At 44.6% G+C, this 25,038-nt stretch carries 22 protein-coding genes; 11 read left to right on the top strand and 11 right to left on the bottom strand.

Annotated features, from left to right (window positions below; translation table 11 throughout):
• Nucleotides 1-6 precede the first annotated feature (6 nt).
• Complete coding sequence (locus tag LAY57_RS04420) at nucleotides 7-597, bottom strand: hypothetical protein (protein WP_249065089.1); 591 nt, start codon at nucleotides 595-597, stop codon at nucleotides 7-9.
• Between the two features lie 921 nt (nucleotides 598-1,518).
• Between LAY57_RS04420 and LAY57_RS04415 the strand changes: the two genes are divergently transcribed.
• The gene (locus LAY57_RS04415; RefSeq protein ID WP_249065088.1) at nucleotides 1,519-1,917 is read left to right on the top strand and encodes a C6orf136 family protein; all 399 of its coding nucleotides are present in this window, start codon (nucleotides 1,519-1,521) and stop codon (nucleotides 1,915-1,917) included.
• 29 nt (nucleotides 1,918-1,946) lie between these two features.
• The gene (locus LAY57_RS04410) at nucleotides 1,947-3,134 is read left to right on the top strand and encodes a TRC40/GET3/ArsA family transport-energizing ATPase (RefSeq protein WP_249065087.1); all 1,188 of its coding nucleotides are present in this window, start codon (nucleotides 1,947-1,949) and stop codon (nucleotides 3,132-3,134) included.
• Between the two features lie 402 nt (nucleotides 3,135-3,536).
• Here the strand turns inward: LAY57_RS04410 and LAY57_RS04405 are convergent, their stop codons facing one another.
• From LAY57_RS04405 to ahcY, 5 genes are all read right to left on the bottom strand, one after another.
• Complete coding sequence (locus LAY57_RS04405) at nucleotides 3,537-4,070, bottom strand: hypothetical protein (RefSeq protein WP_249065086.1); 534 nt, start codon at nucleotides 4,068-4,070, stop codon at nucleotides 3,537-3,539.
• A gap of 212 nt (nucleotides 4,071-4,282) precedes the next feature.
• Nucleotides 4,283-5,977, bottom strand: a complete 1,695-nt coding sequence (locus LAY57_RS04400) for a DUF262 domain-containing protein (RefSeq protein ID WP_249065085.1) — start codon at nucleotides 5,975-5,977, stop codon at nucleotides 4,283-4,285.
• 92 nt (nucleotides 5,978-6,069) lie between these two features.
• Nucleotides 6,070-8,796, bottom strand: a complete 2,727-nt coding sequence (locus LAY57_RS04395) for a pentapeptide repeat-containing protein (RefSeq protein WP_249065084.1) — start codon at nucleotides 8,794-8,796, stop codon at nucleotides 6,070-6,072.
• 96 nt (nucleotides 8,797-8,892) lie between these two features.
• Nucleotides 8,893-9,525 carry a DedA family protein gene (locus tag LAY57_RS04390; protein WP_275993585.1) on the bottom strand — a complete coding sequence of 211 codons (633 nt, stop codon included), beginning with the start codon at nucleotides 9,523-9,525 and terminating at the stop codon, nucleotides 8,893-8,895.
• Between the two features lie 75 nt (nucleotides 9,526-9,600).
• On the bottom strand, nucleotides 9,601-10,878 hold the full coding sequence (ahcY, locus tag LAY57_RS04385) for an adenosylhomocysteinase (RefSeq protein ID WP_249065083.1): 1,278 nt from the start codon (nucleotides 10,876-10,878) through the stop codon (nucleotides 9,601-9,603).
• Between the two features lie 248 nt (nucleotides 10,879-11,126).
• Between ahcY and LAY57_RS04380 the strand changes: the two genes are divergently transcribed.
• Nucleotides 11,127-11,393 (top strand): hypothetical protein, encoded by a 267-nt coding sequence (locus LAY57_RS04380; protein WP_249065082.1) that lies wholly within the window; start codon nucleotides 11,127-11,129, stop codon nucleotides 11,391-11,393.
• A 92-nt stretch (nucleotides 11,394-11,485) separates the two neighbouring features.
• A complete protein-coding gene (locus LAY57_RS04375; RefSeq protein WP_249065081.1) occupies nucleotides 11,486-11,857 on the top strand; it encodes a hypothetical protein in 372 nt (123 codons plus the stop codon).
• Nucleotides 11,858-11,935: 78 nt separating this feature from the next.
• Here the strand turns inward: LAY57_RS04375 and LAY57_RS04370 are convergent, their stop codons facing one another.
• Entirely contained in the window at nucleotides 11,936-12,772 is an 837-nt protein-coding gene (locus tag LAY57_RS04370) for a hypothetical protein (RefSeq protein WP_249065080.1), read from the bottom strand.
• A gap of 15 nt (nucleotides 12,773-12,787) precedes the next feature.
• Nucleotides 12,788-16,126, bottom strand: a complete 3,339-nt coding sequence (locus tag LAY57_RS04365) for a two-partner secretion domain-containing protein (RefSeq protein WP_249065079.1) — start codon at nucleotides 16,124-16,126, stop codon at nucleotides 12,788-12,790.
• A gap of 468 nt (nucleotides 16,127-16,594) precedes the next feature.
• On the opposite strand from LAY57_RS04365, the gene LAY57_RS04360 reads away from it, so the two are divergent.
• Nucleotides 16,595-18,319, top strand: coding sequence for an ABC transporter ATP-binding protein (locus tag LAY57_RS04360; protein WP_249065078.1), 1,725 nt, complete (start codon nucleotides 16,595-16,597; stop codon nucleotides 18,317-18,319).
• Between the two features lie 55 nt (nucleotides 18,320-18,374).
• Here the strand turns inward: LAY57_RS04360 and LAY57_RS04355 are convergent, their stop codons facing one another.
• A complete protein-coding gene (locus LAY57_RS04355) occupies nucleotides 18,375-18,764 on the bottom strand; it encodes a c-type cytochrome (protein WP_249065077.1) in 390 nt (129 codons plus the stop codon).
• A gap of 228 nt (nucleotides 18,765-18,992) precedes the next feature.
• Between LAY57_RS04355 and petG the strand changes: the two genes are divergently transcribed.
• Together petG and LAY57_RS04345 are read left to right on the top strand one after the other, a co-directional pair.
• A complete protein-coding gene (gene petG, locus LAY57_RS04350; RefSeq protein WP_249065076.1) occupies nucleotides 18,993-19,106 on the top strand; it encodes a cytochrome b6-f complex subunit V in 114 nt (37 codons plus the stop codon).
• Between the two features lie 347 nt (nucleotides 19,107-19,453).
• The gene (locus LAY57_RS04345; protein ID WP_249065075.1) at nucleotides 19,454-19,642 is read left to right on the top strand and encodes a CsbD family protein; all 189 of its coding nucleotides are present in this window, start codon (nucleotides 19,454-19,456) and stop codon (nucleotides 19,640-19,642) included.
• A 201-nt stretch (nucleotides 19,643-19,843) separates the two neighbouring features.
• On the opposite strand, the gene LAY57_RS04340 is transcribed toward LAY57_RS04345, so the two are convergent.
• Both LAY57_RS04340 and LAY57_RS04335 read right to left on the bottom strand, forming a co-directional pair.
• A complete protein-coding gene (locus LAY57_RS04340; protein WP_249065074.1) occupies nucleotides 19,844-20,566 on the bottom strand; it encodes a molybdopterin-dependent oxidoreductase in 723 nt (240 codons plus the stop codon).
• A gap of 9 nt (nucleotides 20,567-20,575) precedes the next feature.
• Nucleotides 20,576-21,184 (bottom strand): cytochrome b/b6 domain-containing protein, encoded by a 609-nt coding sequence (locus LAY57_RS04335; RefSeq protein ID WP_249065073.1) that lies wholly within the window; start codon nucleotides 21,182-21,184, stop codon nucleotides 20,576-20,578.
• A 328-nt stretch (nucleotides 21,185-21,512) separates the two neighbouring features.
• Here LAY57_RS04335 and LAY57_RS04330 point away from each other — a divergent pair, with 328 nt between their 5' ends.
• The 4 genes from LAY57_RS04330 (at nucleotide 21,513) to LAY57_RS04315 (ending at nucleotide 24,675) form a co-directional block, all read left to right on the top strand.
• On the top strand, nucleotides 21,513-22,100 hold the full coding sequence (locus LAY57_RS04330) for a thioredoxin family protein (protein ID WP_249065072.1): 588 nt from the start codon (nucleotides 21,513-21,515) through the stop codon (nucleotides 22,098-22,100).
• A gap of 4 nt (nucleotides 22,101-22,104) precedes the next feature.
• Nucleotides 22,105-22,797, top strand: a complete 693-nt coding sequence (locus tag LAY57_RS04325; protein WP_249065071.1) for a cytochrome c biogenesis CcdA family protein — start codon at nucleotides 22,105-22,107, stop codon at nucleotides 22,795-22,797.
• A 543-nt stretch (nucleotides 22,798-23,340) separates the two neighbouring features.
• Nucleotides 23,341-23,931: a sigma-70 family RNA polymerase sigma factor gene (locus tag LAY57_RS04320; RefSeq protein ID WP_249065070.1), complete on the top strand. Its 591-nt coding sequence runs from the start codon at nucleotides 23,341-23,343 to the stop codon at nucleotides 23,929-23,931.
• Between the two features lie 6 nt (nucleotides 23,932-23,937).
• Nucleotides 23,938-24,675, top strand: a complete 738-nt coding sequence (locus tag LAY57_RS04315) for an anti-sigma factor (RefSeq protein WP_249065069.1) — start codon at nucleotides 23,938-23,940, stop codon at nucleotides 24,673-24,675.
• Nucleotides 24,676-25,038 lie beyond the last annotated feature (363 nt).

Raw genomic sequence — 25,038 nt, 5'->3', positions numbered from 1 at the left:
CTCCAACTACTTTTCAGTAAATGAATTTCCCATAGACAAAATTATTAAAAAGGGAATACCAAGCCCCAGAATTAGATTTAATACCAACCAAATTAGGGAATCAGAATAACTCCAGCCAAAGATCGTAAATCCGTGTTTCGTAGAGGATAGCAAAGCGTCCCAGATTAAGTGTGCGGACATACCAACGGCTAGACCAATTGCAGCATCTCTTAACCACCACCACCATTGGTGACTGCTGTCAGAATAAGATCGATCGCGCTTCATACTCCACCAGCTAAGGATGAGCAACCCTAGAGGAAACAAAGTAGAATGAAATAGCCAACTGCGGTGGATTAAAAATCTGAACCTCGTCCAGTTGTAGAGCGGAATATCCCAGTCTGGAACTGCCATGTAGAAAAACTGGTCTGATAACACAGGGATATGCAGTTTGCGGAAGAAGAATAACCCACTAGCGCCCCATATCAGCATTACCAAAAACCAAATGGGGTTAATCCTCTTCACCCCTTCTTTAGCGTAGCGTTCTAACAGCCACCAATAACCTGCTCCAACGGCTAGCCCTACTACAAAATGGATGAGTTTATCAGAGAAAAAATTCATATTTTTCCTGCCCCAATTAAAGGCTACCGAAGGATGAGGAACACTTTATTATCGTAGAGAATATTTATTTAGACTGATGCTAAAGCAAATATTTCTTAATGTCAACTGATAGCTCACTGCGCCTGCCTAACGCCGGACAGCTAAGCTGCTACGCATTTAATTTGTATGTTTAGCGGGAGTGGGAGAGTGGGGGAGTGGGGGAGTGGGAGAGGAATTGAAGGTTTGATTGCCGGATTAGAAATATCCGAATTAGATGCGTGTTAGCTTAATAGCTGTACTTCATGCAACTGAAAACCTCTATAAGTAGATCGACTCACTCGCCTCATTTTTCCAAGGCCCGATCGCCTATGCACCGATCGCATAAGCTGCTACGCACCTAAATTTTACAGTGAATTTAATGAAATTCTTGTGGGACGGGCAAGATGCCCGTCCCTAACTACAATTTAGATGCGTCAGAGCTTATAGCCTGACGACTGGAAAAGTATTTTTAACTACAGTTTGATATGTATATCTTGGGACTTATGGCAAGAATAAAAAATATTTCTTAACATTAAGATAGTCGAGGGAGTAGTGGGAACTTCAAAAAATCCGCAATCCGGCTCTTCCGTACAAGCGTGTGCTAAGTTAACTTAAATTTATCCTCAAGGCTTTGCTAAGTAAGGCGTTGAGATTATTTACACCCAAAGCTTGCATATGGCAACTTGCGGTAAAGAGCAATCACCTTGAAATCCTTACCAAGCTTTGCGCGTAGGATACAAAAAAACTAATCATTTGGCACACTAAGTACGGAAGACCCCTAAATATCGCCGTGTTGCGATCGGTCTCATGCCAAAAATATCATTATCTCCAATTCCAGAAGTGGTAAATCAGGGAATAGATTCTTTACCTATTATTGTCGAAATGAGGAATTACATTAATTAAATGGACATTATTCAAATACTCAAAGAGGATTACCAAAGGTTTCCATTGGATCAAACTTATAGCATCTATGCCGAAGATGTCTACTTTCAAGACCCACTCAATAAGTTTCGGGGGATTGAGCGGTATAAACAGATGATTGGCTCGATCCGCACCTGGTTTATTGACCCCAAACTGGATTTACACGATATTCGCCGTCGGGATGATGCGATCGAAACTCGCTGGACGTTAAGTTGGAATACACCGCTACCCTGGAAACCCCGCATCGTCATCTCTGGCTGGAGTGAGATGCGACTGAACGCGGGAGGATCGATCGTTTCCCACATCGACTACTGGAACTGTTCGCGCCTTGATGTTCTCAAGCAGCACCTGTTTCCTGTAAAGACTCGATACAGTAAATAAATGTAAACAATTCTCAGGTAGGACATAATATGCGTTTAATCCTCATGACCGGCAAAGGGGGAGTGGGAAAGACCTCAGTCGCCGCTGCGACTGGACTCCGCTGTGCTGAACTCGGTTATAAAACCCTCGTTCTCAGTACCGATCCCGCTCATTCTTTGGCAGATAGTTTTGACATGGAACTGGGACACGACCCGCGACCCATCCGTCCAAACTTGTGGGGCGCAGAACTAGATGCACTTGTGGAACTGGAACAGAACTGGGGCGCAGTCAAGCGCTACATCACCCAGGTTTTGCAGGCGCGGGGGCTAGAAGGCGTTCAGGCTGAAGAATTGGCGATTTTACCGGGCATGGATGAGATTTTTGGCTTGGTACGCATGAAACGCCACTACGATGAGGGCGAGTATGATGTGCTGATTATTGACTCAGCGCCTACTGGTACGGCGCTGCGGCTACTCAGTTTACCGGAAGTCAGCGGGTGGTATATGCGGAGGTTCTACAAGCCGCTGCAAGGCATATCAGTGGCGCTCAGACCGCTTGTGGAACCATTCTTTAGGCCGATCGCAGGTTTTTCTCTGCCTGATAAGGAGGTAATGGACGCTCCCTACGAATTTTACGAGCAGATCGAAGCGCTGGAAAAGATCTTAACTAATAACGCCCTGACTTCGGTACGTTTGGTAACTAATCCCGAAAAAATGGTGATTAAAGAGTCTTTACGCGCCCATGCCTATTTGAGTTTGTACAATGTTGCCACAGATCTGATAATAGCGAATCGGATTATTCCAGAAGAAGTTACCGATCCATTCTTCAAGCGTTGGAAGGAAAACCAACAGCAATATCGCCAGGAAATTCACGATAATTTTCTGCCTCTTCCCGTGAAGGAAGTTCCTCTGTTTTCAGAAGAAATGTGCGGTTTGGCGGCTTTGGAGCGGTTGAAAGATATGCTATATCCCGATGAAGATCCGGCGCAAGTTTATTACAAAGAAACTACGCTTAGGGTGGTGCAAGACAAAAATCAGTACACTTTGGAACTGTATTTGCCCGGTATTGCTAAAGACCAAATCCAACTGAGTAAAACTGGGGATGAATTGAATATCCGAATTGGCAATCACCGCCGCAATTTGGTTTTGCCTCAAGCTTTGGCAGCTTTACAACCTGCTGGTGCGAAGATGGAGGATGATTATCTGAAAATTAAGTTTGCTGAGGTGGCTAGAGTTTAGTAGCGATCGAGCTATTATTTCCCATATCGATTAGACTGCTGGGGAGATTTCGGAGCAGGATATCAAAGAGAATATCCAAGCCAGAAAATTGACAAATGGTCAATAGTTTATTCACTACTTAGGACTGTAATATATCTGTTGTCTATTTCTTCTGTCAGATCATGTCCGGTAGCATCGGGACGCTAAAAAATCTCTTTTCAGCATCTGCGTTCATCTGCGTTTATCTGTCTTCATCTGCGGTAAAAATTTAACCAATGATTCCCACAGACAAGGCCGATGTAACCGGACATGATATCAAATCCTCTAAACTGCTTCAAATAGCTAGATAGATTGGGAACTCCGAACTTGGCAGAGTTCCCAATTTTTAAAGGATAAGTTTAGCGAGCGCACTTTTGCTAGCTATCAAGAAATGTCCTTTTTTTCTTGTAATTCCCAGCGAAAAAGCCTTGGCAACTGAGCCAGATCTAAAGCGTAGTTTCCAGTCCACAGCACAATTTCTACAATTAACAAATACCGTATCCAAATCAGCTCGCTTTCAGGGCTTAAAATTGTCAGTCCCTCATACAACTGCCAGATGCGATAAGGCAAATATAAATAAGGAACCATCACCCAGACGACAGATCGAAACTGCCTTAATGTCAAAATCTCAGATATGATTTGCAATCCCAAGATGACAAAGTAGGGAATAAACACAGTTAAGACACTGGTGTAGCCCCACCACACGCCCCACAGGAACATTGCCAGCAGGGGAATTAACCCTCCCACTATCTGCACTGTACCAAACCAGATTTTAAACCAGCTTGGCAGTGGTTCGGGAAGGGTGAAAGGTTTTAAGTCTCTCCACGCCCAATGTGCGATCGCAGTAAAAGAGGTAGCGATCGCAAAAAAGAGCAGGTTTTCGAGGCAGAGGTAAAGATTGGTGTTTAAGGAAGTCATATAAAGCACGATCGGACACTGATCTTTCCTATGCTCTCATTTGATGCTGATACTTCATCCCGAACAGGTTATAAATTTAGTGAAGGCGCGATATTACTTCCGTTTTGTTGAGGTTATGGGAAGGAAGACAAGGGAAGCGATTGCACTCCAGTCTTTCCCATTCCTTACTGAATTAATGGGGCTGGTGAGAGTGCGATCGCCTACTTAACAGCCTACCCCTCTAATCGCCAAACCTCCTTAAGAACATCAAGCAAGTCTTTCTGCCGTTTTTCGAGTTTTTGAGGTGTCCATTTATCTTCGTTTAGCACTTGGGTTGTTAGGGCAAAGGGACAAATGCCGCTGCTGGTTTTGAAATATTTATTCTTTTTTACATCAAAATCATAGTTTTGTGCCTCACTGTTCTTCCTTCGAGAAAGCAAAACTAAGTTTCCTAGACGATGGACGTAGTTCCCGCGTTCTTTATCGTCACTAAACCACTGTAACCATTGGCTGTTATCCGCTGGATTTTGCGGTAGCACGTGCTCAACCGTAATAATGGGGAAATTATATGAGGCGCTGCCATCTGCAAGCGCAGTATCCAAACGAAGCAAGACATAAAGCCGAATTTTCTGCATCGAGTAAAGGTCGCCGTCCAAAATTTTGACGATATTGGTTTGTTCTTCAGGTGTAAGCTGAAGTGGTGATTTAGGTGCGTACAGATCTGCCTCAGCCTCAATTGCCGATAATAATTTGCTGTAACGTCCAATGCGTTCGCCGATATTAGCCCGCATAATCATCATCCCCGCAGCTAGACGTTCCAAATCAGTAAAGAATTTCACCAATTTTTCAGGAGCGTTATTGTAGCATGACAAGTAGAGAATGGCTGGCGGTATCCAGTCAGAATTATCTATCTGGATTAACCATTTAAATAGTGTATTTATTTCGGCAGCACGCTCGGCATTTATACTTATATAAGTTGCCGTCTTGATATCGTAAAAGGCATCACTTAAAGGACATAGTTTTGCATCAACAAAGTGTTGAGGATTAGCCGAAGGCTTAACATACTCACGAATTTCTTTAATTACGCTTTCACCGAGCTTTGCCTTGCGGTAAATCATTCTAATGTGAGAAAACAGATCCCTAAAAGCATCGCGTCCAAGATCTGATTCAATTGCTTCCCACTTAGAGGTATAGGTCTCCTTTTGAATATCGGGAATTGGGCCAATAATTTCACCTTTTAAAATGTCGGTAAGTGAAAGGTCTAATCCCCGGTCATTCAGTACAGAAAATATCCGATAGGCAGAGTCTAGGTCTGGTGTGGCAACCACTACCAGAAAACATCGAGTACTAATAAATTGCAGCAGACGAACCCGCTGATAATCAGAAATATCTTTTAAACGCTTTAGAAATAACAGCGCATTTTCTTTAATGTTTTTACGACTATCCGAAAGTTGAGCAGAGTCAAAAGCCTCAAGCTTACTAATACCGCCTTCATCCTGAATATTGTTCTTAAAGAAGTCGGCGTCTCGCTTTGCCAAAGTCAGACGGTAACGAGGCGGCGTGCCACGAAGCAGGTCGCGTTCTTCATAGAGCAACTTGGTTAATCCAGTAGCATAATCAGGGGATACTAATGTCCGCAAAACCGCAAGCAGTATTGTGAGTGTAGACAACCGCTGCTGACCATCCACAATTTCTGCTCCTGGGTTATCTCCTTTTATTAGTACAATACTCCCCAGGAAGTAGGGGTTGAGGTCATCAATCGGCTCGTTACCGTCGCCTAAGAATGTAATCAGGTCTTCAATCAGTTCTCCAGCTTGCTCGGTAGTCCAGGCATAAGGACGCTGGTATAGGGGAATGGTGAAGACAAATTTAGCACTAAATATGTCATAAATGGGATACTCAGTAGCTTGTATTTTGGCGGGACTCATGTATGGCTCCTTTAGTAGATGCTTTTGGCAACAGTTTCTTCAATCTTATTATTTCCGGCTATTATAGCTACTGAGTTAAAAGTGTGATTCGTTTATTCATTCAAACTCCTATCCGGCATAATTGCCTCCTCCCAATTTACATCACTCAACTCAGCCCCCGCAATATCCGCACCACTCAAATCTGCACCACTCAAATCAGCCGCACTCAAATTAGCACCCACCAACGTCGCCCCAACTAACTTAGCATTCCGCAAATCTGCATCGCTCAAATCAGCGCGACTCAAATCAGCGCGACTCAAATTGGCCTCCCTCAAAATTGCCCCCATCAGCTTCGCTTTCCGCAAACTGGCATTACTCAAATCCGCATTACTCAAATCAGCAATCACCAATTTTACGCCATCCAATTGGGCATTTTTCAAATTAGCACCAGTCAATTGCGTACTAATTAAATTGGCATCCCGCAAATCCGCACCAGGCAATTGAATATAACGCAAATCTGCACCTTGAAAATTTCTAGTACCAGCCGCATATTTATTGAGCAATTCTCCGGCATCCGTGAGGCTAATCTCCCGTTTTGGGCGCTGATTAAAAGTAAAGGTGAAAGTGTCGCCACTCTTAATCACTCGTCGCATTTCCTCATACATGGGATAGTTGTCAATTCCACTCAATTTTACCCAACCGCGTGTTCTGGTTAAAGCGATAAATAACTGATTGCGTAAGATAATATTACTCTCTTCTTTGGCGATATTATCCAAACCAACTAAATAAACCATGTCCGCTTCATTGCCTTTGGCGCGGTGGATGCGAGACACTGTGACGCCACCTTCACACCAGAATTTGTTGGGGTCGCGGTTTTCTGAATCTGGTTTCAATATATTGCAGTTGGTTGTACTAGGAATAAATATATTAATGCCTTGGGATATCAAAAATTCAGCTACATGAGTTTCTAGGATAGTTGCCTCGAAAAAGGAGCCTAAAACTATTACCAAGATATCGCGACTTGGGTTCAGATTATCGTGTTTGAGGTTATATATAATGTTTTGTGCTAAAGCGGTTAATTCTGATTGGCGATCGCGATAAATTTCAAACTCTATTACTGGTTTTTCCCAGAGTTGTGGTATAATATTAGGCGAGTTGTCGCTCAGACGCTTCAAAGTAATTCGTTGACCGCGAGTAAAGCGACCCGTCACTTCGTAGCCGATCGCTTTCCAATCCTCAGTCCGGGTAATTCCCGATAGCATTCGGCCCGATCGCAACAATCCCATGCCAATACCGTGCGCCGCCGTCAAAATGGGGCTGGGAGTGCGGTAGCAGCGGTGCATAACTTCGGTTTTTTTGATGCCGTCGGGATATTCCCCAGTCACCAAATGCGCTAATTCATCACCAAACAATTCCCCCGCTGTTGGCATATTCAAGCTTTCTAAACTTTGCGCCTCATCATAAGCCCAAATTAAGCGCCGCTGTTCTGGATATTGGGGGTCAACAAGTCGCAATGCTTGATAAGCCATCCAGTAAAAAGGTTGCTTGTCCTCAAATTTAAACTCGTCATCAACAATTAAGTCTTGACCTTCATCGATTAGGATGGCATCAAATATTTGGGGAACTACTGCTGTACGGAGTAGCAGACTACACACCTCTGCTAACGCTTCGTTGGGTTGGTTGCGATCGGTGTCATAAGCAGTTAAACGCTGAACGCCAGCTGCTTCACAAATTATACTGTAGAGTCCGGGTTGATTTTTGGCCCCCCAAGCGTGAAATACGCGCAATTTTTCATTGTTTGGCTTATATTCCACCTCGCCACTGCTAAACCGACGCAACCACTTATCTAATTGTTTGGTGATAGGGTCGTACAAACTGCGACTGAAAAACACTAAAGCAATATCCCAATTTGGGTATTTTAAGTGCAGATGTGCAGCTTTTTGGCACAACAGTACCGTTTTCCCCGAACCAGCAATACCGCGAATTCGCTGGGGACCAGGTGGAATTTGTTTGCCAATGTGTTCTTGTTGTAAATCAAATTCGGATAAGTGTTGTCGCGCTTTAGCTAAAATGCTGGCGCGACTTCCAGGAATTGGGGGGGAAATTTCGCTGACTGCTAACTTAAATTGCAGATTGTTTGGAGGTTTGCGAAAAACTGGCGTTCCACTTATTACGGATAGTAATAATTTCCATTGTTCGTCATTCAGTTTTACCCCTTTGATGACGGGGGTGATTTGTTCAATCAGCTTGAGTAGGGGCTCAGCATTTGCCGCGATCATTTGTTGGTTAGATGCAAAGTCTTTTTCAGAAAATTCTTCGTCTTTAGCTTCTGACTTTCGATCCAAATGTTCTTGGAAGATGATGGGGGGACAACTTGGTAGTTGCTGAAAGCCTTTTTCCTGCCATTGTTTTTCTGTAATTAACGGTAAGGCAACAATGGCTCTACCATTTACTTTTCTGCGAAGAATTGGTTCGCGATCGCAATATCCCAATAAAGCAAATAACTGATTCTCTGCTTGTTCGTAGGGGTTCCCATCTCTGATGTAAAAATTGCGGAATTCCCACCGATGACCGTTGATGGCTACTATCCGATCGATCGTGACCGACTTTACTTCAATCACAATTAGACCGAGTTCAAAATCGGCTATTAAGATATCAGGTTCTTTGCGAGTTTTTCCAACTTTAGAAAAAATGGGATAACGCCAGTAAGCAATACATTGCCTATCTACAAAATCAGTTTTGACAGTATCCCAAACCTTGCGTTCGCCTCTCTGTCCGCTTTGACCAAGTGACTCTGTGGTAATGAACTTGCGGCTTAGATCTGGGGGAACGATCGCCATCTTTTAATCAAACATCATCAAATCGGAATTGTAATTTAAAAACCATAATTTTGGACATCAAGCCTGGTTGATTTACAACAATTTTTTGTGCCTATGTTACAGCAGTTTTCTTTTTTTATTTTGCCTTTTCCTCACTATCCAAATAACAAACGCCACAATCAGACCAACAAACACTATTTTGGAAACCGGACCGACATACTTATCCACAAGCTCATATTTTTCTCCCAGAAAGTATCCGGTGTAGGTTAACAAACTTACCCACAGCGTAGTGCCAACGGTTGAGTAAATTAAAAATGGCACCAAGTGCATCCCGCTGATACCTGCTGGAAGCGAAATCAAAGTACGAACTCCCGGTACTAAGCGGCAGAAAAATACAGCTTTCTCGCCGTGTTTGTCGAACCAATTATCTGCTTTTTCAATATCTCTGCTTGATATCGAAATCCACTTGCCGTACTTGTCGGCTAATCTCGCTAAGTTTTCCTCGCCAACGAGTTTGCCCACGTAGTACCACGGTAGCGCCCCCAGCATAGTACCTATCACTCCCGCCAAAATAGCAGGTAAAAGCTGTATCTGGCTATTCGGCTGACTTGCCGTGTACCCTGCAAACGGCATAATTAACTCTGAGGGAATAGGAGGGAATATATTTTCGGCGAACATCAGCAGCCCGATTCCCAAATGTCCGAGGGAATTCATGGTAGTGATTACCCAGGCATTAATCCATTGGCTCATTGGTAAGTATCTTTTAGTAGAAGTTTTGCGCTTACTCGATCAAAAAGTAGGGTGGGCAATGCCCACCCTACTTTTTTATGTTCCAGAAGTCCAGGAGTTCATGTACTCGATTTGATCTGGCGTGAGGGTATCAAGGTTAACACCCATTGCTTGCAATTTCAGACGAGCAATTTCTTTGTCAACTTCAACAGGAATAGAGTGTAAACCTGGTTCTAGTTTGCCCTTATTTTTAACTAGATATTCGCAACCTAAAGCTTGGTTAGCAAAGCTCATATCCATGACGGCGCTGGGGTGTCCTTCTGCTGCTGCTAGGTTAACGAGACGCCCTTCACCTATTACGACAATGGATTTACCATTTTTCAGGCGATATTCTTCGGTGAAGTTCCGCACTGTTCGTACTTCTGTGGCTTTTGCACCAAGTGCTTTGAGGTCGATTTCGATATCAAAGTGACCGGAGTTGCAAACAATTGCGCCATCTTTCATGACATCGAAATGTTCGTTGCGAATGACGTGCTTATTGCCGGTGACGGTGATAAATAAGTCGCCTTGGGCTGCGGCTTCTGACATTGGCATGACTCGGAAGCCGTCCATGATTGCTTCGATCGCTTTAGTGGGATCGATTTCTGTCACAATCACGTTAGCGCCCATACCGCGTGCGCGAAGGGCGACGCCTTTGCCGCACCAGCCGTATCCGGCGACGACGATCGTTTTACCTGCTAGTAGGATATTGGTGGCGCGGATGATGCCATCAAGGGTGGATTGCCCAGTTCCGTAGCGGTTGTCGAAGAAGTGCTTGGTGTCGGCGTCGTTGACGTTGATGGCGGGGAAGGTGAGAACGCCATCGCGGAACATGGCGCGGAGACGCACAATGCCTGTGGTGGTTTCTTCGGTGGTGCCAATCAAATCGGCAATCTGGTGTTGCCGTTCTTGGATGAGGGTGGCAACGACATCGCTGCCGTCATCAATGATCACGTTGGGACGGTGATCCAGGGCAATGCGGACGTGGCGGCTGTAAGTCTCGGCATCTTCGCCTTTGATGGCAAATACTGGTATGCCATAATCGGCAACGAGACAGGCGGCTACGTCATCTTGGGTACTCAGGGGGTTGCTGGCGATGAGGAGGGAGTCTGCACCTGCTGCTTTGAGCGCAATGGCGAGATTTGCAGTCTCGGTGGTAACGTGGCAGCAGGCGACTAGGCGAATACCGGCGAGGGGCTTCTCAGCGGCGAAGCGATCGCGAATTTGCCGCAACACGGGCATTTCCCGTCCCGCCCATTCAATCCGCTGCCTTCCTAGCGGCGCGAGGGACAGGTCTTTTACTTCGTGCTTTGGCTGTGTGTAAGTTGCAGTCATGAAATTGGTTGTTTGAGAAACATTAAACTTTCAGGTCTAATCTAGATTACTCCATCTGTCTTTGGGTAGGGGGATTCGGAAATCCCTTGTCCCCCTTTTCCACCTTTTCCACCTTTTGTCTCTCGATCGCACACTCTTGCTAAAACAGTACACCTGTACTATAATATAAAGGTAGAGTCATCGAGCCCAGTTTCCTTGGAAATGGTTCAATGGCGACGTTCTAGAGGATGGATTCAGGTTTTTGCCCTATGACTAAGCACTACATTCTCAGCCTCAATCCGAATGCCAAGCACGACTGGGATCGTTGCACTTTGCGAGACCCCCTCACAGCGAAGCGCCCGGAATTCGCCAAGCTGATTTCTGAAGCGGTTGGCGAAAAAGCTGGTTCTTACCTCGTTTCTGTGCGGATCGAAATTGAAGTTTTGGAAAAAGCCCCTATATCGCAATTTGAGCAGCTTCCTCTCCATCTTCCTGAGATTTCCGTACATTCTCAACGGCAGGAACTTGTTGCTTAAAAAAAGTCAAAAGGCAAAAAAAAGAAAATTTTGACTTTTGACTTTTGACTTTTGACTTTTGACTGCCGTTTTTTTTATGAGGAAATAACTTGATGATCGAACTCAGTGATTATCCCCTTGCTATTTCTCAAGCCGCCCAAAGAATCGCTGAATTGGACTACGAATTATCTGCAATGCGGCAGCTAATTAATGCTTTTGAAGGCAGAGCTGATATGATGGTGGCGGCTAGTTCTCAATTAAGAAATGAAGTTCAACGCAGGGCGCGTCGTTTTGAATTGTTGCAATTCAATCAGGAATATCAAAAGGCGCTGGATCTTTTAACGCAATTAAATACGGAAAAAGCGAATGCGATCGCTTACCTGGAATATCTCCGCAATCAGTTTAGCGTTGCTAAGCTGGAAGCGCGATTAGCAATAGCACAACAACTCGCTGGTTTAGAAGCGCGAGAATTAGTTGGTTTTTAATTATAGCAAGTTTTCTCCTTTGGGTTGGATAGCGGTAGGGCTTTTGTCCTACTGCTTTTTTTTGTTTGCTCTAAATTATTAAAATGTGTATTCCCTAAAGTTTTCTTGTGGGTTGCCATCTACTCTAATCACGGCTATAGAATTACCCCGTGCATCTTTAAGGACGTAATACCATTGAAAGCCAGTTTTTTGATTTAGAGAGTTGAGAGATTTAGAATTGTTTTTTAAAGCTTGTTTTATAGCTTTTTCATAGTCTTTGGCTACAAAAAACCTTTCAAAAATAGGCTCGCCTTTAGAGTTTCTCTGATATCTTGTGTAACGCCACATCGCGGACTCGTCCTGAGAGTCTGGCACATATAGCGTAATATTCCGAACAAATGACAATCCACCTATGCTTTCTACCAGTTCCGGAAGAGTTTTAGGAATGTTATTTGCAGGTGGTTTCTTCAGGAGGGTTACTTGCTGTAAAAATTTATTTCTAAAGGTTTCCATTTGTTCCGACGCTACCCGTTTAAAAACTTGGCTGCGATGAATCTGAACTTGGTAATCTACTAACGCAAGCACACCTATAAGAGCAGACATAGCAGTGACGATTCCCAACATATATCCTGCATATGTTATTCGTCGTGCTTCCGGGACGACTAAAGAACTATCTAAGCGTCGATTTTGCTCAAGAGATTCGACTGCTTCGACTATTTTTTTAATGCCAAGTACAAAAGTCATGGCGACGCCGAAAGCACTGAGAGCTACACAAGAGAAAAAGATTCCATACAAGACGGCTTCAACTTGGGAACTGAAAATATCCCATTGCAGTGCGGCGTTAAAAATTCCCAGAACGACTAGCGTTGCGCCAATTGTCAAGAGGGAGACAGTTATCCAAACAGTCAGCGACAATAACTTTACTTTTGGGTTCATTTGTCGTCTATTTCCTCACTGATAACAAGAGGGATGAGTTAGAGAAGGTGGGGTGACGGTGGAAGCATTGGCAGTGAGGATAACTTTACCATCGGGAGCGATCGCAATACCAATAGCTTCTACAATTTGGGGAGTGCTACGAGGTGAAGTGCGATCGGTGATTGATAATTCTCCCCCTTTTGCACTTTGTGCTGCTGTTGCTCTTAAATCTACCCATAAGGCATTACCATTAAGCGCTTCATTCGGGTTAGGTGGTAAACCACCTTTGCCGGTAACAATCAATTGATTTTGCTCTAGTCCCCTGCTGCGACAGTTTTGGGTAACTAGCCTAGTGGGATCGACTACTTCGACTTTGGGAATGTCAGAAGTTTGAGGTTGTATATCTCTTTCTAAAGTCGTGTTGCCACTGGCACTGATTACACTATCTTGAGACTGAAATACCGCCAAACCAAAACTATTTGCCGGTGTGATTCTGATGTTACTACCGCCTTTGGGAGCAAAAGCATCTGTTCTAATTTGGCTACCTTCTAGGAGAACTAGGGTTTGAGTATTGATATCAATATTACCTTCAGCGCTACCTGGGGCTGAAACAGCAGAGATTGTACTTTGATGGCGTAATTGGATATTTCTGGTTTGCAGTTGAATATTTCCCCCTGAACCTGTTACCGATGTAGCAATGAGATTGCCGTTATTGTTCAATAGAAAGTCGCGAGATGTAACCTCGATGTTGCCTGCTGAACCATTTCCTTGACTGCTCACCGTCAGTACAGCGCCATTGGCGATCGAAAGCGACCCGGTAGTGATGTTGATGTTCCCACCATTACCCACAGCTCCCGATTCCACAGTGCTGCCAGCCGCGCTGGGGATTCCATTGCTACCCACACCATCAAAGGCGACCCGATCGCGGGCATTAATTATCACCCTTCCCCCATTCCCCTGTCCCAGAGTACTGGCTCCCAATACAGCACCATTAGTAACGTTAAGGAACCCGGTAGTGATATTGACACTTCCACCCTGGCCTACGGCTCCCGGTTCCACCCTGCTGCCAGCCGCACTGGGGAGTCCATTGCTACCCACGCCATCAAAGTCGGCCCGATCGCGGGCATTAATAGTCACCGTTCCCGCATTCCCCTGTCCAAAAGTGCTGGCAGCTACTAGACCGCCATTGGTCACAGAAAGCGATCCAGTTGTGATGTTGATGCTCCCACCATTGCCCAAGGCTCCGGGTTGCACAAAACTCACAGCCTTACCCACGCTATCCAAGGAAACCCGATCGCGAGCATTAATCGTCACGCTTCCTGCATTCCCCTGTCCAAAAGTGCTGGCATTCAGTTGAGCGCTATTGGCGATCGATAGCGACCCCGTGGTAATGTTGATATCCCCAGCCTTGCCCACGGCTCCCGATTCTACACGGCTGCCAGCCGCACTGGGGAATCCATTGCTACCTACCCCATCAAAGAAAACCCGATCGCGGGCATTAATTGTCACCGTTCCCCCATCCCCCTGTCCAAGAGTACTGGCTCCCAATACAGCGCCATTAGTAACGTTAAGTGACCCAGTAATGATGTTGACGCTCCCCCCCTGACCTACACCGGACAATTCTACCCGGCTGCCAGCTGCACTAGGGAGTCCATTGCTACCCACTCCATCTAAGGAAACCGTATCACGGGCATTAATTGTCACGGTTCCTGCATCTCCCTGTCCAAAAGTGCTGGCAGCTAGTAGACCGCCATTGGTCAGAGACAGCGATCCAGTTATGATGTTAATACTCCCGCCCTTGCCTATGGCTCCCGGTTGTACAAAACTCACAACCCTACCTACGCCATCCAAGAAAACCGTATCGCGGGCATTAATTGTCACAGTTCCCGCATTGCCCTGTCCAAGAGTGCTGGTATTGAGTTGAGCGCCATTGGTCAAAGAAAGCGACCCCGTGGTAATGTTGATATCCCCAGCCTTGCCCACGGCTCCCGATTCTACACTGCTGCCGATCGCACTGGGGAATCCATTGCTACCCACCCCATCCAAGGAGATAGTATCACGGGCATTAATTGTCACGGTTCCCGCATTCCCCTGTGCAAGAGTACTGGCTCCCAATACAGCCCCATTAGTAATCCTAAGTGACCCGGTAGTGATGTTAACGGTTCCACCCTGGCCTACGGCTCCCAATTCTACTCTGCTGCCAGCTGCACTGGGGAGTCCATTGCTACCCACCCCATCTAAGGAAACCGTATCGCGGGCATTAATTGTCATAGTTCCGGCGTTCCCCTGTCCGTAAGTACTGGCATTCAGTTGAGCGCCATTGGTAATAGAAAGCTGTCCGGTTGTAATGTTGATGTTGCCGCTATTTCCAGTTGCATCAATATTCACATTGTTCCCAATCCGACTCGATGCAATTTTTATCCCTTCAGTGGCATTTAGGGAAATGACTCCTGCCATTATTTCAGGTGAACCTTTACCCGTTGATATCCCAGTACTCAGGAGGCTGTCTCCCGAAATATCTAGATTCCTTCCAGTGATGTCAATGTTACCGCCACTAGCAGCAAGTACGTTAATTCCAGCTTTGTTGATAATTGATATATCTGCTCTCGCCAAGTCATCGGGTAAACTCAAACTACGATCGGGATTAAATCCTACTGTTCCCCCTCCGGCTACTCCTCCCAACTCTACAAGACCGCCGGGAGCCTGTAAAATACCGCCATCAATTATTACATTGCCACCGATCAGAGCTAAAGTATTTCCTGGATTAACTTCTAAGGGATTTAACGAGCTATCAAAACTTTCTGTTGTGCCATTTAGACCAAATTCCTGACCTTTTCCTTGTACGCGAATCTCTCCGGGATTATTGCCAAATTGCAACCCAATGGGAATATTAATACTCAGCAATGGTGAATTTTGATGATTGATAGCACTAAACTCTATTCCATCACCAAATTTAATGCTACTCGCCGTACTCCCAAAAAATGAGCCACCAATATTTAATTTAGAATTTAGCCCAAAAATAATCCCATTTGGATTAATTAAAAATAAGTTAGCTGTGCCATTAGCTTTAATCAATCCATCTATATGAGAAATTGAACTACCCGTTACCCGACTAAAAATATTCTGAATATTCAAACTATTATTAAAAAATGCTTCTGTCCCCGTGGGTACAGAAAATTCTCGAAAGCTGTGAAATAAATTGCTACCCGCTGGCGTTCCTCCCTCGATAGTGAGGCTGTTGCCAGAAGGCGTGACGATTGAATTGTTGGGAAGTGTCGCATCTGGTACAATCTGTGCCAATATGGGATTTTGCGCCGACAGACACACAGATGCAATTCCTAATCCAGCCCAAAATCCGAGAGGAGAGCTTTTCATCAGGAGGAATTTAGTTGTATAGATTTTTGGTTATTATATCACTTTTTGGCGTTAACTTCAATAGTATTTACGCACCGAAAGCCTGGAATCTAGATCCCCCTAGCCCCCCTTATATAGCATTTTCAAATGAGATGTAAAGTAAAAGTCATTATTTTATAAGGGTTTCAACACTTTTGCTGTTTACGAATTATTTAAAAATACTATATAGCGTTTTCAAATGAGTCGTGAACGCATATTTAATAGTGAATGTTGGGTTACGACGCGGGAAAAGACTTATCTGTGAGCATTATTAAGTTAATTACCGCGTCTAACTCAACTTACCATTGTTTACATCTCAAATGGAAACACTATAGCGGGTTTCAGTTGCATGAAGTACAAGGCAGAAACCGGGTTTCTCCAAGAAACCCGGTTTCTAAGGGCGCGGTGGTGGTAGCCTATGTCAAAGCATAGCTTATCTTGGATATCGCCTTGAAAACCCGTTCTAGTTACTACCAACTCATCCCCTACATCCGCCAAGAGTGGAAAACGATCGCACAGGCACTGACTTGCACCCTTGCATTTACTGTATTCTGGCCGATCCAAGCTGCATTGGCAGGGCGAATCGCCGAATTTATCGGACAGGGCAATATAATAGCGCTGGCGCGGTTATCAGGCATCCTTGCCGTGGTTTTCCTCATCCAGAAAATCATGCAGTACGGTCAGGATTCGATTATGGCCAAAGCAGCCCTCTCGGTTGCCCTAGAGTTGCGTAAAAAAATTTACTCTCACCTGCTGCGTCTCAATCTTAGTTATTTTGAAACAGCACAGACAGGTGATTTAACTTATCGACTCACCGAAGATATCGATCGCATTGGAGAAGTTGTCAATAAAATCTTTCACGACTTTACCCCCTGCGTATTGCAGCTGATAGTAGTGCTGGGTTACATGATTTATCTGAACTGGGAACTCACCCTAGCCACTTTTATAGTTGCACCGTTAATGGGCATTTTAATTGGTTGGTTTGGCGAACAGATGCTCAAGTTTTCCCGCCGCAGTCAAAATCAGATCTCGAATTTATCTTCTTTGCTGACAGAAGTATTCAGCGGCATTCGGTTGGTGCAAGGTTTTGCGGCAGAAGAATATCAAATTCAGCGCTTTGCTGAGGAAGCTGAATCTAATCGCCAAGCTAAGTATGCAACTGAAAAGCTCAAGGCAATTCAGAATCCAGTCGTGGGATTTTTATATGCTATCAGCGTCATGCTGCTATTTTTCTTAGGCGGTTGGCAAATTTCTATTGGTAACCTGACTAGCGCAGAATTTGTCAGCTATATTGCTGGTGTGGGGTTGTTAATTGACCCCATCGCCCATATTACTAGCAATTACAACGATTTTAAACAGGGTGAGGCGTCTGTCGATCGCATTTTTGAATTGATGGCAATTCAACCGAAAGTGCTGGAAAACCCAGATGCAGAAGAACTTCCACAAGTTACGGGTAAAGTAGAATATCGGCATATTTCATTTTCCTACGACGCCAAACCCGTACTGGAAAATATGAATTTATTAGTCTCACCGGGAGAATTGATCGCTTTAGTCGGGCCATCCGGTGCGGGTAAAACCACTTTGGCGAATCTGCTACCCCGATTTTATGACCCCCAAATTGGGCAGATTTTTATTGACGGCGTTGATATAAAAAATGTGACGTTGCGGAGTCTGCGGCGACAAATTGGGATTGTTCCCCAGGAAACGATTTTATTTTCTGGCACTATTGCTCAGAATATCGCTTTTGGACAAGCTGATTTCGATTTGGAAGCGGTAGAGGCGGCAGCTAAGATTGCTAATGCTCACCAGTTTATTACTCAATTCTCCCAAGGATATCAAACTTGGGTGGGAGAAAGGGGTGTAAACTTATCGGGAGGACAGAGACAAAGAATTGCGATCGCACGCGCCGTCCTCCTCAACCCCAGAATCCTCATCCTTGACGAAGCCACCTCCGCCCTAGATTCCGAGTCGGAAGCTTTGGTACAGGAGGCGCTGGAACGAATTATGAAAAACCGCACAGTGTTGATTATCGCCCACAGACTTGCTACTGTGCGTCGGGCCGATCGCATTTTAGTATTGGAACAGGGGCAAATTCTCGAATCGGGCACTCACGAGGAACTGTTGCAATTAGGCGATCGCTATGCCCGATTTTATGCCAAACAGTTTCAAACCTGACAACACTCATAGCACTGATGTACTGACTCAGCACTCAGCACTTAGTGTCCTCCAGCTATAATTTTTTCAAATAACTCAGCAGGTCGGCCATTTCTTCAGGTGTAGGCTGAAACTGTGGCATAGGTGGTGTTTTGCCACTCGTAACTTGGTGAATCAGGCTGACTTCCGACTTATGTTTCGAGACACCTTGCAGACTAGGCCCCACTCGACCATCCGCCTTCAAACCGTGACACCCAGAACAGTTCATTTGAAAAATGGCATGACCCTGCACTGGATCGCCATTCAGCGACAAGACATTCTTGACATAAGGGTTGGACATCTGCCACTGGTGAAAGCCCACCATCACTACCAGGATTGCCAGCACCAGTGCTAGAACCATCAAGGTGAGCTGCGCGATCGCGACTTCTAGTTTATTAGGCTGCTTTTCCACATGGTTACTTAGCACGGTAAGAAAATACAAGTAAATTTTTATTGATATACATAGCTTAAAATTTCTAGACACTTCAGGCAAGTGCGCGATCGGCCAATATGTCGCCCCTGTAAACCTGTCCAGCCCTAACCTGCTAGACTTAAGCCAGTTTTAGCATCATACCCAGTTGCTTCGTCGTGGCAGCAATAGCTAGTAGTAATATGAAATACAGGAAATAAACGTTAACATTCAAGGAGAACTCACGTGGTAGAACCCCTACTTTCAGGAATCGTACTGGGCTTAGTGCTGGTTACCCTCACTGGGCTGTTTTTCGCCGCTTATATGCAGTATAAGCGCGGCAATCAGCTGGGCCTATAGAAGCTCTGATACCAAAGACGGTTAAAAGCGGAAATCTACTGTTGACTGTTGGCTATTTGCAGTCAACAGTCATGAGTCATTAGTTAGACATTTGGGCGCTTTTCTGATTACTCCGTTCAGGCCAGAAGATTATCTATGATCATTCTTTTTCCCCTCTTACCCCCTCCCCTCTTACCCCCTCCCCTCTGCGGCCTTATAGATATTCTTTTAGCGGAAAGCTAGTAATTTTCCCTGTTATTTATATCTTCCCAGAGGAAGAGCCTATTTACCACCATAAACTCCTATAATATAATATGGTCATCCGAGTTTCAGATTTTTAAGTCCCTAGCGGTTCAAAGGAGTTTAATATGAGCATTGAAGATCGGGCAAAGGCAGTTGCCAAAAATATTGAAGGTAAAGTCCAGGAAGCCGTTAGCGAAATCACTGGAAACCCCAACGACAAAATAGAAGGTCAAGCAAAGCAGGATGAAGCAGCGGTAATCCACGCTGTAGAAGACCTCAAAGATAAGGCCAAAGAAATCATCAACAGAGCTTAGTTTTTAAATCAAAAATTACTGCTGTTTTTATCCAGCGAACTTCTAGTTTGCTGGATTTAACTGTTGACGTTAGGCTGCTTTACCGTTCTGTTGAATATATAGCCAGGGGCTAGGGGCTAGGGGAAGAAAAGTTTAGAATCCGCCAACGTTTCAGGAATTCAGAATGTCCTAACCGACGAAAGCGGTTGCTATAAAAAACGTCTATAGCCCTGCGAACCACTCATAACCCCGATCTTCCCAATAGCCCAAAGAGGGAGGCTTCTGACTGAGTAGCGTAATCTGAGTAATCCACTTGCTTTGTTTGTAACCTAGTTTAATCGGAGAAGCTAGACGTAGAGGCGCACCATTTTCAATAGGCAAAGGTTGTCCATTTTTCTGATAAGCTAACAGCGTTTGAGGATGCAACGCCGAAGCTAAATCCCAACTTTCGTAATAGCCATCAGCAGATTTAAAGTAAACGTAGCGTACATTGACTTTAGGTTGAGCAAGTGCTACGATATCGCGCAATCGCACTCCGCCCCATTGCACAATAGCTGCCCAACCCTCTACACAAACATGGCGAATTGTCATTGAAGTTAAGGGCATTCTTTCAACTTCTGCCAGACTAAGACTCATCGGACGATTAACCTCACCATCAACCGTCAGACGAAACTTTGCGGGATCGAGATCTGGGGTAAAATCAAAAGTATTAACTAGCAAGGCATCTGGTTCAATTGCACTTGCCGGAAATTCTGGAACAGGCTTTTGCGGATTGAATAATAAGGTTTCCACACTCTCGTTGAGAGGTTCTGTTGCTTTTTGGACAACATCATCAAATAAACTTACTCCACACCCGCCCAAGATTAAACCTAGACTGGAGATTCCAGACAACTGAAGAAATCGACGGCGCGGCAAGTAGGGTTTTGGAACTTGAATCTGACGCATGATATACCTTTAGAAAAAAATGGATTTAATTAAACGCGAACCTCCGACCTTTAGACCCAACAAAGAGTGAATTACTGCAAAGGTGATAAAAACTGGCACTGAAATAAAGTGAACAACTCGCAACGCCTGCCAACTACCAAATAAATCAACTATCCAATGTAACTGGGCTGGTTTATACATTCCCAAACCAGTGAGAATGGCAAGCAGTAAAACAGGAATGATCGCTGTGAAAGCTAATCGGTGCCAAGCATAAGTTTTGCGTTTTACGTTCTGACTTTTTTGCAAAGCCTTAAGATCGTTGCTACTCACAAACCTATGCTTCCAGCGGCGGCTAATGAAAATGTATATGCCATAGCCAAGTAGATTAAGTGCAAATAGCCACATAGCAGCAAAATGCCAGTGTCTACCTCCAGCAAGCCAACCTCCTAGCAAAAATATGGATGGAAAGTGCCAGCCACCTCGTCCGCCAAACACTGGATTTGCGTTGTAAATTTGTAGCCCACTTCCAATCATCAAAATCAGGCTAATCAGGTTAATCCAGTGAAAGATTTTGGCGGCGATCGCCTGATTTGGTTTAGGTGGGGATTTAGATTTTTGAGCAGGAACGTCACGCACCATAGGTTTTCAGTCTTAGTGTCTTATGAAGATCATACGATAACCGCTAGGTTTTGGATTGTAATTATAAGAAACTCACCAAATAAGTAGGTGGGTATAATTAAACGTAAAACTGCGGGCCCCAGAAACCGGGTTTCTGGATGTTCAGTTTATTTACGACCACCTACTTAAAACATCCGATCGCTTTTGTTATCCGTAGATTGAATAAGCCGACACCCTCAAGGGTGCGGCTACACAAACAAAGTCTGCCTATGCAGGCTAAGATTTCAGCCTGCGTAGACAGGCTTTGTTAGTATCGGCACCGGGCTTAACGCTGTGGGAACTTACCGAGATGAAGAAAAACTTGCTACGGCGACGCGAATTATTTTGGTATTTAGGGTTGGGAATTGGTGCAACAGCCCTCAGCTTTGGATTAAAAAAAACTGTCAATCCAACTTCTGCTGCTATCGACACTTCTAACTCAATTGCTGTTGCTACCTCACCAAGTGGAGAGTTATTACCAGAGTTTGAGAATATTAGCCAGTGGCTAAATTCCGATCCTCTCAAAACTGCTGACCTCAAAGGCAATGTCGTTTTGGTGCAATTCTGGACGTTTGCTTGCATCAACTGCCAGCGCACTCTCCCCTATATTACTCGTTGGCATCGACAGTATGCAAAAAGCGGACTAAAGGTCGTTGGGATACATACTCCAGAATTTCCTTTTGAACGGGATGTAAACAATGTTAAAAGAGCTTTGAAACAACACCAAATTACTTATCCGGTTGCCTTGGATAATGAGTTTAAAACCTGGAATGCTTACGACAACGGTTACTGGCCTCATCTATTTTTAGCAGATCGTCAGGGTTTTAAGCGCTATGACCATATTGGGGAAGGTGCTTATGACGAAACTGAACAAGTTATTCGCAGATTATTAGGCTAAGTAAATGACGAATTCTAATCTATCTGCTGCGATCGCAGTTTTAGCCGGAATTTTGACAGTTTTATCGCCTTGTGTGTTGCCGATTTTGCCAATCTTGGTGGGCCGATCGCTAACTTCTCATCGCTATGGCCCTTTGGCTTTAGTCGCTGGATTGATTGCTGGTTTTGCTACAATTGGCAGTCTAGTGGGTGTAACGGCTAGCTGGTTTGCCGGATTAGCTAGTTTACTGCGGAATGGAGCGATCGCGTTACTTCTCCTTGCTGGCTTCAGCGCCATTTTTCCTGAATGGAATTATCGACTGTTCAGTCGTTTGCGTTTCGGCAGTTGGCTAAAAGAACCAGTAAGAGTTGGATTAGTGGGCGAATTTTGGCTAGGAACACAACTCGGTTTGCTTTGGACTCCCTGTGCAGGTTCCGTTTTAGCTAGCATTCTGATTCTGGCTGCTGTTAAGCACGATACAGCAACAGCATTCTTTTTGCTGGTTTTCTATGGTTTGGGAGCGGGCATACCTCTGCTGGTTTTAGCTTACGGAGGTCGTTATCTGAGCCGATATTTGGGGAAATTACGCTCAAAGAGTGCAGTTTTACAGAAGGTTGGGGGTGTAATTGTGGTGGTGAGTGCGATCGCAATTCTTTTGGGTTGGGATGTCCAGATACAACTTTGGTTAGCTCCTCTTTTTCCCCCTCTACCGCTGTAAAACAATTGTTACACCGACTCAAAAAAGCCTTCTTCATAGCATCAGCAGGTTTACTCATCGCATCACCAGACTGCTGCTTGTTCATAGCATTAGCTAGCTTACCTGTTGAAGCCAGTTGGGTACTGTTGGGAGTAATCTGATTGTTGCTAAAAGCGGCAGCGGAGAAATTAAGACCAGCGGTTAAGGTTAGACTAGCGATTAAACCAAGCATTTTCCAATTCATATCTTTTTTCAACCCTCTGAGTGTTTGTACTTAATAAAGCCGGGTCGCACCATGTCCAGGATATTGCCTCATGGTGATTACTCAAGTAATACGAATCCGCTCCCGTTTTGGATTGCCAGAATCTAAAAGACATCCAATTAGCTCTGTCGATCGTATTTAAAGAGATGAGATGCTGTTGTTAAAGACGCTGGGCTGGGCCTCCTAAACAGGAATCGATTTTGAAGCTTGACTAACAATTTTGGATTTTGGACTTTTTCATCTAAAATCCAAAATCCAAAATCTAAAATCGGTTGACGGCGATCGCCTATTATTCAAAACCTATGGATCTTGACTCTGCTGATTCCAGTCCGATTAACGAGGTACTACAGACAGATGCAGAAGTGTTTCGCGCCTTGAAGGGTGGAGAATCTAAGGCTCTGGGTATTCTTTACGATCGCTATGCCAGTCTTGTTTACAGATTGGCACTCAGAATCCTGGCTAATCCCCAAGAGGCAGAAGATCTTACACAAGAGATTTTTCTGAATCTCTGGCGTAGTGGCAAGTACAATCCCGATCGCGGTTCTCTCAGTAGCTTTTTGACGACCATGACTCGCTCTAGAGCCATTGATAAACTACGTTCCCGTGGCACAAAGCTGAAATTTCTCCAGCGATGGGGTCAAATGATGACGGCTGAAACACCCTCTCCCACACCTTTTGAGGTAGCTTCCTTAAGTCAGCGTTCCCAGCAAGTCAATTCAGCTTTAGCCCAACTTCCCTCTTCTCAGCGTCAAGTCTTGGAGATGGCTTATTATGATGGACTCTCGCAATCAGAAATTGCCAAAAAGTTAGATACACCACTAGGAACAATTAAAACTTGGTCTCGCCAAGGATTATTGAACTTAAGAAAAAACCTAAAAGACTTTATTGAATAACACGCTATGAGTTCGCCCGAACTGCCTGAAAAATTAGAAGAATTGATGGCTGGTTATGTCCTTGGCAACCTTAGCTCTGAGGAAGCTGAGCAATTGCAGCGGCTGCTGGCAGAACATCCTGAACAAGCTAAGGAACTAAATAGTTTGCAAGAAGTGCTGGAACTTATGCCTTATGCCCTACCTGAAGTAACTCTGCCACAACATCTTCGCCAATCTATTCTTGAAGAAGCCAATGTTGAAATCAAACAAGAGTCACCACGAAAGCAGTTTTCTTTACCGTGGCGTCAGATGGCTGGAAGTATTGCAGCAGTATTAGTTGTGGCTCTCGGTTGGGATAACTACAATCTCAGGCAAAATCTAACTGCTGTGCAAACCGAGGTGGCTCGCCAAAAAGATGTGATTGCCATGCTCCGAAATCCCGATACTCATTTAGTTTCCCTCAAAGGGATGGACATGGCATCTGCTGCTACTGGACGTATTGTGATGACTCCCGGCGAACCTAAATCGGTTTTGATTCTACAGAATCTTCCTGTTTTACCTGAAGGTAAGTTCTATCAGCTTTGGTCAGTCGTTCGCGGTGAAAAAATACCTTCGGGGCAGTTTAATGCAAGTGAGAAGGGAACAGTTTTAGTCAAACTTCCTACTCCCTCTGCTCTAGAGGTAACAGGGTTAGTTGTAACTGTAGAAGTGTCACCCGTGCCTCAAAGTCCATCTGGGCCTATGGTAATGACAAGTAACCTTTGATATCATGTTTGGTTACAGAGATTTTCAAGTGAGTGAGCTGCGCCTTGATTTCTTGATTTAACGACTTTTGGGTTTTAACTATGCGTGCAGCGTTGCTTAGGTAAATTGTAGGGGCGGGTTTGGCAGATAATTTGTGGCTGACGGACAATAATCGTGGCAAAACCCGCCCCAAATGTCGCGCCCTGAAAGAAAATCATTTCATTATACTTCATGCAGCTGCAAGCCGCTGTATAAAGAACATTTGCATAATAATTCCGAAAGAGCCGTGCTTGAAAGTTTTATCCAATCCGGTGGAGATTTTTATTCGTATATAAATCAGTTGGTTAAAAGAACTAAGCAATATTCAATAACCCTCAGAGTTCA

The sequence above is a fragment of the Argonema antarcticum A004/B2 genome (assembly GCF_023333585.1).
Taxonomy (GTDB): domain Bacteria; phylum Cyanobacteriota; class Cyanobacteriia; order Cyanobacteriales; family Aerosakkonemataceae; genus Argonema; species Argonema antarcticum.
The sequence above is the reverse complement of the archived record's forward strand: the minus strand, read 5'-3'. Positions and strand labels throughout refer to the sequence as shown.

What these genes read in the sequence shown, in the direction of transcription:
- LAY57_RS04420 (WP_249065089.1), bottom strand. Translation starts at nt 597, where the DNA reads ATGAATTTTTTCTCTGATAAACTCATCCATTTTGTAGTAGGGCTAGCC.
- LAY57_RS04415 (WP_249065088.1), top strand. Translation starts at nt 1,519, where the DNA reads ATGGACATTATTCAAATACTCAAAGAGGATTACCAAAGGTTTCCATTG.
- LAY57_RS04410 (WP_249065087.1), top strand. Translation starts at nt 1,947, where the DNA reads ATGCGTTTAATCCTCATGACCGGCAAAGGGGGAGTGGGAAAGACCTCA.
- LAY57_RS04405 (WP_249065086.1), bottom strand. Translation starts at nt 4,070, where the DNA reads ATGACTTCCTTAAACACCAATCTTTACCTCTGCCTCGAAAACCTGCTC.
- LAY57_RS04400 (WP_249065085.1), bottom strand. Translation starts at nt 5,977, where the DNA reads ATGAGTCCCGCCAAAATACAAGCTACTGAGTATCCCATTTATGACATA.
- LAY57_RS04395 (WP_249065084.1), bottom strand. Translation starts at nt 8,796, where the DNA reads ATGGCGATCGTTCCCCCAGATCTAAGCCGCAAGTTCATTACCACAGAG.
- LAY57_RS04390 (WP_275993585.1), bottom strand. Translation starts at nt 9,525, where the DNA reads ATGAGCCAATGGATTAATGCCTGGGTAATCACTACCATGAATTCCCTC.
- ahcY (WP_249065083.1), bottom strand. Translation starts at nt 10,878, where the DNA reads ATGACTGCAACTTACACACAGCCAAAGCACGAAGTAAAAGACCTGTCC.
- LAY57_RS04380 (WP_249065082.1), top strand. Translation starts at nt 11,127, where the DNA reads ATGACTAAGCACTACATTCTCAGCCTCAATCCGAATGCCAAGCACGAC.
- LAY57_RS04375 (WP_249065081.1), top strand. Translation starts at nt 11,486, where the DNA reads ATGATCGAACTCAGTGATTATCCCCTTGCTATTTCTCAAGCCGCCCAA.
- LAY57_RS04370 (WP_249065080.1), bottom strand. Translation starts at nt 12,772, where the DNA reads ATGAACCCAAAAGTAAAGTTATTGTCGCTGACTGTTTGGATAACTGTC.
- LAY57_RS04365 (WP_249065079.1), bottom strand. Translation starts at nt 16,126, where the DNA reads ATGAAAAGCTCTCCTCTCGGATTTTGGGCTGGATTAGGAATTGCATCT.
- LAY57_RS04345 (WP_249065075.1), top strand. Translation starts at nt 19,454, where the DNA reads ATGAGCATTGAAGATCGGGCAAAGGCAGTTGCCAAAAATATTGAAGGT.
- LAY57_RS04340 (WP_249065074.1), bottom strand. Translation starts at nt 20,566, where the DNA reads ATGCGTCAGATTCAAGTTCCAAAACCCTACTTGCCGCGCCGTCGATTT.
- LAY57_RS04335 (WP_249065073.1), bottom strand. Translation starts at nt 21,184, where the DNA reads ATGGTGCGTGACGTTCCTGCTCAAAAATCTAAATCCCCACCTAAACCA.
- LAY57_RS04330 (WP_249065072.1), top strand. Translation starts at nt 21,513, where the DNA reads ATGAAGAAAAACTTGCTACGGCGACGCGAATTATTTTGGTATTTAGGG.
- LAY57_RS04325 (WP_249065071.1), top strand. Translation starts at nt 22,105, where the DNA reads ATGACGAATTCTAATCTATCTGCTGCGATCGCAGTTTTAGCCGGAATT.
- LAY57_RS04320 (WP_249065070.1), top strand. Translation starts at nt 23,341, where the DNA reads ATGGATCTTGACTCTGCTGATTCCAGTCCGATTAACGAGGTACTACAG.
- LAY57_RS04315 (WP_249065069.1), top strand. Translation starts at nt 23,938, where the DNA reads ATGAGTTCGCCCGAACTGCCTGAAAAATTAGAAGAATTGATGGCTGGT.